9 protein-coding genes, 4 tRNA genes and 2 pseudogenes are annotated in these 8,467 nt (G+C 62.1%); 7 read left to right on the forward strand and 8 right to left on the reverse strand.

All coding sequences use genetic code 11. From position 1 onward, the window contains the following. A pseudogene (locus tag RHBS_RS20015) lies at positions 1–469 on the reverse strand (hypothetical protein); the annotation flags it as partial. Positions 470–568: 99 nt separating this feature from the next. Here RHBS_RS20015 and RHBS_RS20020 point away from each other — a divergent pair. Both RHBS_RS20020 and RHBS_RS20025 read left to right on the forward strand, forming a co-directional pair. Next, a complete protein-coding gene (locus tag RHBS_RS20020; protein ID WP_121870769.1) occupies positions 569–1,153 on the forward strand; it encodes a helix-turn-helix domain-containing protein in 585 nt (194 codons plus the stop codon). A gap of 90 nt (positions 1,154–1,243) precedes the next feature. Then, a complete protein-coding gene (locus RHBS_RS20025) occupies positions 1,244–1,543 on the forward strand; it encodes an ANTAR domain-containing protein (protein ID WP_121870770.1) in 300 nt (99 codons plus the stop codon). Between the two features lie 30 nt (positions 1,544–1,573). On the opposite strand, the gene RHBS_RS29795 is transcribed toward RHBS_RS20025, so the two are convergent. The 6 genes from RHBS_RS29795 to RHBS_RS20055 all read right to left on the reverse strand — a co-directional run bounded on the left by RHBS_RS29795 (position 1,574) and on the right by RHBS_RS20055 (position 3,766). After that, entirely contained in the window at positions 1,574–1,876 is a 303-nt protein-coding gene (locus RHBS_RS29795) for a hypothetical protein (RefSeq protein WP_220709110.1), read from the reverse strand. Between the two features lie 84 nt (positions 1,877–1,960). Beyond that, positions 1,961–2,530 carry a DUF6584 family protein gene (locus RHBS_RS20035; protein ID WP_121870771.1) on the reverse strand — a complete coding sequence of 190 codons (570 nt, stop codon included), beginning with the start codon at positions 2,528–2,530 and terminating at the stop codon, positions 1,961–1,963. Between the two features lie 84 nt (positions 2,531–2,614). Beyond that, a tRNA-Phe gene (locus RHBS_RS20040) sits at positions 2,615–2,691 on the reverse strand. Positions 2,692–2,747: 56 nt separating this feature from the next. Continuing rightward, a tRNA-Asp gene (locus RHBS_RS20045) sits at positions 2,748–2,821 on the reverse strand. 124 nt (positions 2,822–2,945) lie between these two features. After that, a tRNA-Glu gene (locus tag RHBS_RS20050) sits at positions 2,946–3,018 on the reverse strand. A gap of 79 nt (positions 3,019–3,097) precedes the next feature. Further along, positions 3,098–3,766, reverse strand: coding sequence for a TetR/AcrR family transcriptional regulator (locus RHBS_RS20055; RefSeq protein ID WP_121870772.1), 669 nt, complete (start codon positions 3,764–3,766; stop codon positions 3,098–3,100). A 1,046-nt stretch (positions 3,767–4,812) separates the two neighbouring features. Between RHBS_RS20055 and RHBS_RS20060 the strand changes: the two are divergent. From RHBS_RS20060 to RHBS_RS20070, 3 genes and pseudogenes are all read left to right on the forward strand, one after another. After that, positions 4,813–5,684: pseudogene (locus RHBS_RS20060) on the forward strand (lipase family protein). 67 nt (positions 5,685–5,751) lie between these two features. Further along, positions 5,752–5,827: transfer RNA gene (locus RHBS_RS20065), tRNA-Lys, on the forward strand. Positions 5,828–6,052: 225 nt separating this feature from the next. Further along, positions 6,053–6,796, forward strand: a complete 744-nt coding sequence (locus RHBS_RS20070; protein ID WP_121870774.1) for a DUF2335 domain-containing protein — start codon at positions 6,053–6,055, stop codon at positions 6,794–6,796. A gap of 21 nt (positions 6,797–6,817) precedes the next feature. Here RHBS_RS20070 and RHBS_RS20075 read toward each other — a convergent pair whose 3' ends face one another. Next, positions 6,818–7,126 (reverse strand): hypothetical protein, encoded by a 309-nt coding sequence (locus RHBS_RS20075; RefSeq protein WP_121870775.1) that lies wholly within the window; start codon positions 7,124–7,126, stop codon positions 6,818–6,820. Between the two features lie 226 nt (positions 7,127–7,352). On the opposite strand from RHBS_RS20075, the gene RHBS_RS20080 reads away from it, so the two are divergent. Both RHBS_RS20080 and RHBS_RS20085 read left to right on the forward strand, forming a co-directional pair. Continuing rightward, on the forward strand, positions 7,353–7,586 hold the full coding sequence (locus RHBS_RS20080; RefSeq protein ID WP_121870776.1) for a hypothetical protein: 234 nt from the start codon (positions 7,353–7,355) through the stop codon (positions 7,584–7,586). Positions 7,587–8,129: 543 nt separating this feature from the next. Continuing rightward, positions 8,130–8,467, forward strand: a 338-nt coding sequence (locus tag RHBS_RS20085; protein WP_187298571.1) for an acyl-ACP desaturase, incomplete at its 3' end; no start/stop codon positions are given.

Here is an 8,467-nt window from a genome sequence, read left to right on the forward strand (position 1 = left end):
TGACGCCGTCGGCGGCGATCGCAGCCGCGTTGGCCAGCGATTCGTCGACCGAGGGCCGGCGGAACTCCCGGACGATCCTACTGAACACCAACAGCAGGACCACCAGGACGTACATGATCTCCGACGAGGGTCCGTAGAAATAGTCGTTGTCCTTGGTCACGAATTTGCCGACTTCGTCGAGGAAGAGCCCGAATCCGATCCCGCCGAGCAGCACGGTGAACACCCGAACGCCGAACCCGATGAACATCCACCCGATCAGCAACGCGAACATCATCGCCGCGCCGCCGTACAGGGCATGAGCGATGTGGAGCGACTTGCCGCCTACCTGGGGATAGTGGGTCAACTCCAGGTAAGCCCTGGTGATCAGAATGGTCGCGATGGCGACGACCATGAATGCCTCGGATGCGGGGCTTCCGTAGGCATCGCGAATCATGCCACCGCGATATGTGGTCCCCGGACGACCGGTCATCGATCGAGTATGTGCCGCCTGCCGTCGCCCGGGGGCCGTTTTCGCACGTCTGAAGTTTCCTGGGTTGACAAATCTGATTGCCGAAACTGCAATGGTGTCATGGAAGAGTCGAACACCGGCCTGGACGAGGTCATCGCGGGCCTCGGCCCCCGCCTCAAGCGCATCAGGATGGAGAAGAACACGACACTGGCATCACTGTCGGACACCACGGGAATTTCGATCAGCACACTGTCGCGACTCGAGTCCGGTGACCGCAAGCCCAGCCTCGAATTGCTGTGGCCCATCGCTCGGGCCCACCAGATGAAACTCGACGATCTGGTGACTGCGCCGCCCGTGGCGGACCCTCGGGTGCGCACCACGGCCACCGTTCGCGAAAACGTGACGATCCTTCCCCTGACGCTGCGCCCGGGCGGCCTGCAGGCGTACAAGCTCCTGATCCGCCCGGAGAGCTCGGAGCCGCGGCCCCGGACCCACGAGGGGTACGAGTGGTTCTACGTCCTCGACGGCACCCTCCGCCTGATTCTCGGCGAGCACGATCTGACGATGAAGGCCGGTGAGGCAGCCGAATTCGATACTCGTGTGCCGCACTGGTTCGGTGCCGTCGGCAACCGGCCGGTGGAGCTTCTGAGCCTGTTCGGACCCCAGGGCGAGCGGATGCACGTGCGGGCAAAACCGACGGTATGAAATGTCATGTCCGTGTGAGACAGTGAAGCCCGCTCGACGCCAGGATCCGCTTCGGTCATCCGCACCGACCACAACATCTCGAGGAAAAAGATGACCGACAGACTGCCCGAATCGCCTGCATCTCGCACTCACGTGGACATCGCAACCGGAGTGCTCGTCGGGATCCGCGGTGGATCCGTTGCCGACGCCATCGACGAGCTGTTCACGACCGCGAGAAATCACCGGGTCAGTCTGTTCGAGCTCTCTCGCACGCTCATCACCGTCGCGGAGGGCCGCGATATCGAGCGATCCTCGGCCACCGATGCGGTGTACGAGGTGTGGGGCTCGGCACTCGGCCGTCGAGGCGCAGAGACGACCTTCGGCTTGGTCACCGATTCCGCAGCGATCTGATCGAACCAGCGGTCCGATCGAACCGGGAAGCTAGCCGCGAACGGATGGATCGCTGCGTAGCTCCGGAAATCGTGCCGTCATCGCATCGATGTGTCGGTACATTTCGTAAAGCTCGGTCCGGAGCTTCGACGCCTCGGACTCGAACGCTCGGGCCCGGGATTCGGCGCGATCCGCGCGAGCACGAAACGCCTTGGACTGTGCCTGTTCGATGGACGCCGAACACGTCTCGATGTGTTCGGCCAGTCCTCTCGCGAACACCCTCGCCTGCTCGAGGTTGACGGCATAGTTGTCGTCTCGCGGAGCCGGTGACGCCGCGCCGTTCGCTGTGCCCATGAAAACTCGTCACCCTCGATCGTCGGCCGGAAATTCTTTCGCGACTCTACGCTCGGCACCGAACGCTTCGTCCGTGAACCGGGGTCACCCGAAGACGAGCGCCAGGACGACAGATGCCGAGGTGGCAGCAATGGCGATGACAATGGTCGCCGCGATCGCACGCTGCCGCACCGTTCGGTAACTGGACCCTGCGCGGTCGTACTCGGAGTCGTCCTGATCGCCGTCCGTTCCGTAGAAGTCGTCCGAGTTCAGCCCGTCCTCGTCGAAGTAGACGACGTCTCGCGGCGGCACCCATTGCTGACCGTTGGCTTCGATAGCGGCTCCGAGCCGTTCCAGCCGTATCCGAGCGCGGGTGGGATACCAGTCGGAGGGCGCGTGGATGGGCAGAGCCCGCGCCATCATCAGAGGCGACCTGTACTGCTTCTCCAGTGCGGCGAACGCAGCGGACGCCGTCGGATCGTCGTCGGACTTGTCGGTGAGGAACCATGCCGCTCCGGCCGCCGCACGATCGCCGAGCACCAGATACGTGTACGCGAGCAATTCGAGAATGCCGGGCGACGTAGGGTTCCGAACCAATGCGCCGACCAGCCGATCGCGAGCAGCGATGCTGTCTCCGCGCGCCAGATCCTCCTGCGCTCGATCGATCACGTCCACGCGTCGACAATAACTCGTGCACACGAAAAAGCCCCTGCCGGACAACCGGAAGGGGCTTTCATCGTGCTTGTCGATCCAACACCGTGGTGGCCAGGGCCGGGATCGAACCGGCGACCTTCCGCTTTTCAGGCGGACGCTCGTACCAACTGAGCTACCTGGCCGGGCGGCACCGGTAAAACAATGCCATCGCAATGTCGATACTTTCGTACCGATGTTGCGACCCTGACGGGACTCGAACCCGCGACCTCCGCCGTGACAGGGCGGCGCGCTAACCAACTGCGCCACAGGGCCTTGCTGTTGTTGCCGCGCTATTTCTAGCGCAGCAACTCTCCGAACTGCAAATCCGCATCTCGCGGGAAGCGAGACGAAGAATGCTGTACTGCCGACCGGGTTGTCAATCCGATCTCTTCCTACGTACCCCCTACGGGATTCGAACCCGCGCTACCGCCTTGAAAGGGCGGCGTCCTAGGCCGCTAGACGAAGGGGGCCCGCCGAACTGCTTCGACGTTACCCTCAACGGCGTTCCGTTGGGAGCTGGGATAGCTTAGGACACTTTTGTTGTAAATCTCAAACTGGCAGGTCAGAGGTGGTTTTCGCGCAGTTTTCGCCGTAATGCTCCCACCCGTGCAACTTGAATTCCGCGAGCCAACGCTCCGACGCCATCGCAAGCAGCACGACCTCGACGGACTCCTCGAACCGCTCGCGCAGATCTGCGTTGTCTGCCACCAGATCCGACATGTACCGCTGACCCGCCATCGACGCGGCGAGCACTCGTACGAACTTGGTCGCGTCGAACTCCGGTTTCAGGTCACCCATCGCCAGCGCCCGCTCGGCCTGCGCGTGCCCCTGAGCGCCCCAGACTCGACCGCCACCCGAATGAACTTCCGCGTAGAACTCCGGCTCGACTATCAGCCGAAACTCGGCACGCACGATCACGTCGTTCTGGAAGTTCTGCGCTATGTCGTCCACGATCCCGCGGATGACATAGAACGGATGTGCAGTGGTGTCGGCCCACTTCTCCGTGATGGCGACGTACCGATCCAGTCCGGCCCCGAGCACAGCTCGGGCCAGATCTTCCTTCGACTGGAAGTGGAAATACATCGCACCCTTGGTGGCATTGGAGCCCTCCAAGATGGTGTTGACGGATGCCGCTGCGTATCCACGCTTGGCGAATTCCGCCGCCGCCGCCTCCACGATGGCAGCCCGGGTCCGCCGTGCGCGCTCTTGTTGTGCCATTTATTCCGTGCCTCCGAGCCCCAAGCGCCCTGCGTATCCGCAGGTAGTACAGATAGAGAGTACTTCACCCGAACGACACGCGAGTCGACTCACCTACGGTTCGCTTCGACACACACACCCGACAGAAAAATCGGTTAGGCAACCGAAACAAGCCGGATGGTATGATCTGCGCGGCTCGAGTGCGCTGCAGGGGGTGCGCACTCGAGCCGCTTCTCGACGTGGTCCACAACCGTCGGCAACGCAGCACTACTCAGAACTTTCCTGCGCCGAATCACACCCCGACCGACTCTCCCTCGGCGGCATTCGGGGCACATTCGAGGCACATCCGAGTTTCGCGAACCGAATGGTCGACACATCGCCCGCGCCGCTGTCGGGCCTACGAACCGATTTCGGTTGAAAACCGAATTACATTTGACGGTAAGGGATCTCGAGCCCGGGAAGCTTCGCATTGCTCGTTAGCATTTCAAATCTATTGCCCACCAATCGAATACGCAGGCACCGCTACTACCAATCGTCAAATCCATTGCACGGTAATCGATATGAGAAAGACCGGTCGGTAACGTTTTCGACACGTTCGAAGGTCAAGCGCCGAGCTCACGCCCGCGCTGACTTACTGTGACATGCACCATATGGGGAGTTCGGCCGATCGGAAACGAGTGAATGCCATGAAGGTATCGATCCGCCCATTTCGTTCCATCACAACTCTGTTCGCGGTGGCCGTGCTCGCTCTGTCGACAACCGGCACGGCGGCTGCAGACCCCCTGGGCAACTTCATCGCTCCCGTCCCCGACCCGGCTCTCTATCTACCCACCCCACTGGGCGAGCCTGGTTCGATCCCCCCCGCAGGCTACGAACAACAACCTCCCGGGTCGGTGCTGGCAACCCGACAGGTGACCGTCGGACCGCTGTTAACGCCGGTCACTTCGACCCAGATCCTGTTTCGCACCACCGATTCCAAGGACCGTCCCGTCGCTGCGGCCACCACCGTGATCGTGCCGGTCGCACCGTGGACCGGTGCCGGGACCCGACCCGTCGTGGCATACAACATGGCCATCAACTCACTCGGCAACACATGCGCGCCGTCCTGGCTGCTCCCCCGCGGGCTCGCGCGGGAGATCCCCGCTGTTCAGGCCTTCCTGGCCAAGAACTACGCCGTAGTCGTCACCGATCACGAGGGGCCACGACAGGCCTACGCGGCCGGACGCATAGCCGGGCACGCGGTGCTCGACGCCCTCCGAGCCATGGTCCGACTGCCCGAGCTCGGTTTGCCCGCGTCGTCTCCGATCGCTGTGACGGGGTATTCGGGTGGGCGATCGCCACAGGATGGGCCTCACAATTGGCCCCCACGTACGCGCCCGACGTCAATCTGGTGGGCGCGGCGTTCGGTGGTCCACCGACCGATTACCGGATTCTGCTGACGTCGATGAACGGAACGGCCGCGTCGACGCTCTTCCTGTCCGCAGCACTCGGGGTGGCCCGCGAGTACCCCGAACTGTTCTCGCTCATGAACGCCAACGGACTGCGTCTGGCCACGATCGCCAAGGACATGTGCGTCAGCCTGCTCGCCCCCGGTGGAGTGGTGGCCCCGATCCCGGCGCAGGCGCTCTCGGACATCCCGAATGTCGATCGCACCGAGATCGCCGAGAGCGTCATCGCCGCGACCCGTCTCGGCGGCGACCTCGCGCCCACCATCCCCACCATGATCTACCAGGGCCAACAGGAGTTCTGGATTCCTCGGCAGGGAGCCGAGACCCTCTACGACGAATGGTGCGCTCAGGGTGCGAACGTCAGACTCGAGGAGTATCTCGGCGAGCACCTGATCGTTGCCTTCAGCGGCATTCCCGGCGCGTACGCCTGGATCGACGACCGGCTGGCCGGCATTCCGGTGCCGCAAGGATGCAGCAGCTTCGGACGCTGACCGGTCGGCACCGGTGCCGGGGGTACTGCCCGTCGGTGCTGCGCGGCCCATTACACTTTCGAGCCGCGCCCCTATAGCTCAGTTGGTAGAGCTACGGACTTTTAATCCGCAGGTCGTAGGTTCGAGTCCTACTGGGGGCACCATCTTGACCAGGTATTTCCTGGTCAGACGCGGTATCTGCGGTCTCCGAATCGGTCGAAGTGGTCACCGAATGGTCTCGAGAGCTATCACGAAGCGCCTGGTCACGGCCCGCGCGAGGCACCAAGCCACCATGACGGAAATGTCGACGGCGAGAACCCCCGAGCTCAATCGGGCAACCCGCTGGACTCCGTGGTTTTGCGCCTCTAGTTTGTTGTCCGGTAGCCGCAATGTATTTCCTGAGCCCTCCCAGCAAGAAAGAGGTACCTTTGAGTGATGAAGCGGACCACCAGCGCCAAGGCAGCGACCCAACGCGCCCGGGCTCGGGGGGTGGACACGATGGCCATTCAGCCACGACGGATGCTAACCACTCAACGCCGCCAAGCGGTGTCGGCGCAGTCGATAGCCAGGAAGGCGACCAAGGCAGTCAGCGGAGTCCGAATCAAGTAGCCGACGAAAACGTCGTCGACGTCGTCGAGGAAATTCTCGAAGGCGAACTGACCGACTCCGAATTGTCGGAGCGTATCCACGAGCAGATTTGGGAAGCACCCCTTCCACCTCCGGCCGCATTGGCCGCTTACGAGCGAGTCCTTCCTGGTGCGGCTCATCGCGTTCTGGCTATGGCGGAGCGGCACGTGGGCATACACGAAGCGCGACAAGAAACTGTGCGTGCTGCAGTCGATGGCCAGGTCAAGGTCGAAGTCACCATCGCCGAGGCGGACAGAGACTCGCTGAAGCGCGGCCAGTACCTCGCAACCACAGTGTCGGCGTTTGTGTCCGCACTGGCTTTCGCAGGCCTCTTCCTCACCCCCTGGGCTGCCGTTGGGTTTGCGGTTCCACTTGCTCATATTGCTTCGACCCTGGTCCGCACAGTGTCTGACGGTCATAACACGTCGATCAAGCAACACCACGACGGCAGCGACGAAGCAGGCGCGTCTGGCGACCCTGAGTCAGATACCCCCTCGCCCCAGTAGCAGCCATTCGCCGCTATGCAATCACCGTAGGTATTGCAGCTGGTAGTGCAGGATTACCGGCTGCTCTTCTGCGGACATTGCCCACAGGATCGCTACATCGTGGTCGACATACGAAGACGTTTTGATCACCTCCACGTAGAACGGCCGCCCCGCCCGCTCGAACTTCGCTCGACGCAACTCAGGATGGTTCGGACTGCTGGCGATCAGCTGAACAACTCGTTTGATCTCGGACTCGATGTACTCCGAGTCGAGCGGGCACAGGCTTTCTACGTACATCGATAGGTCGTCGAGGGTCTTCGCCGCGTTGGGCGTGTGGGTGATTTCTGCCATGCGTGCACATTACCCCATTGCCCCATTACCCCGCTTGCAACATTTGGTTGTTACCCAATCGAGGTTGAGTGCCTGGTTACGATGTGGCATTCTGGTCCGGTAGGCCGGAACACCGGAGTGGAACCGTGGCATCCGACTGACCAAGAAAACCACCACAGGCACGAATCCAAGATGAGCGCACCTCAGCCCCAGGTGTGGGGTTTGTGCACTTCCCAGAGGAGATTGAATGTCCAGTGCAAGCATCCTGGTCGAGACCGACGCGAGAGGTCGAGCCAACCTGAGCAAGTTCGGCAAGAACGCCCGATTCTTGGCGCGCGAGGATGAAAATGGAACAGTCATTCTCGAGCGCGCGGTCGTCATGACAGAGACCGAAGCAAGATTTCATAGGAATCCCGAAGCAGTTGCTGCGGTCGATTCCTTCATCGCCGACGAATCTGACGTCGTCACGCGCGAGATTTAGTCACAGGCAATTAGTCAAACCAACCATCAACCTTCCGAGCACCCCGCATTTCGATGCGGGGTGCTTCGCTGTCGAAGGCAGGTTTCGGGTGGCTTCAAAGTGGTCGCAGACAATCCGTGTGACCACGTGACCACCCATCCCCAACTGGCGGCATGGAGGTCCGGCGACCAGTTCCAACTGTCACTCACCGGGTTTCACCGTCATCAGGTGTCACGGACTCGTTCCGACTTTTGATCCGCAGGTCGTAGGTTCGAGTCCTACTGGGGGCACCACACACCGTCCGGGTAACAGTGATCACACCTGTCCGGAACGTACACTCGGGAGTAACGATCGGCCGAGACCGAGCGACGTGCAGGGGGAACTGCAGCGGTCGTGAACTCGCGAAGGCCGGCCGGAAGATCGGCGCTCCGGGGGCACTTCCGCCGATCGACACCGAAACATCACGACCGCCGGAACAGCAAGTGAACAGGCGCGACGAGGTTCACACCGAACCTACGGTGCCGTAAGCTGGACCGGTCGTACGCAATCTATGGAGGCGATCTAATGGCGAGGGATCTGACACAGCTCGAGCTTCTGCAAGAGCTGGTGCCCACTGCCGAGGACAATGTGAACCGTCACATTTCGATGGCGCGGGAGTGGCACCCTCACGACTACGTTCCGTGGGACGAAGGCCGTAACTTCGCCGCACTCGGCGGCCAGGACTACGACCCGGAGCAGTCCAAGCTCTCCGACGTCGCACAGGCCGCGATGATCACCAACCTGCTCACCGAGGACAACCTGCCGTCCTACCACCGTGAGATAGCCGAGAACTTCTCCCAGGACGGTGCCTGGGGAACCTGGGTCGGTCGCTGGACCGCCGAGGAGAACCGCCACGGCATCGT

It is taken from the genome of Rhodococcus sp. BS-15 (assembly GCF_000813105.1).
Lineage (GTDB): Bacteria > Actinomycetota > Actinomycetes > Mycobacteriales > Mycobacteriaceae > Rhodococcoides.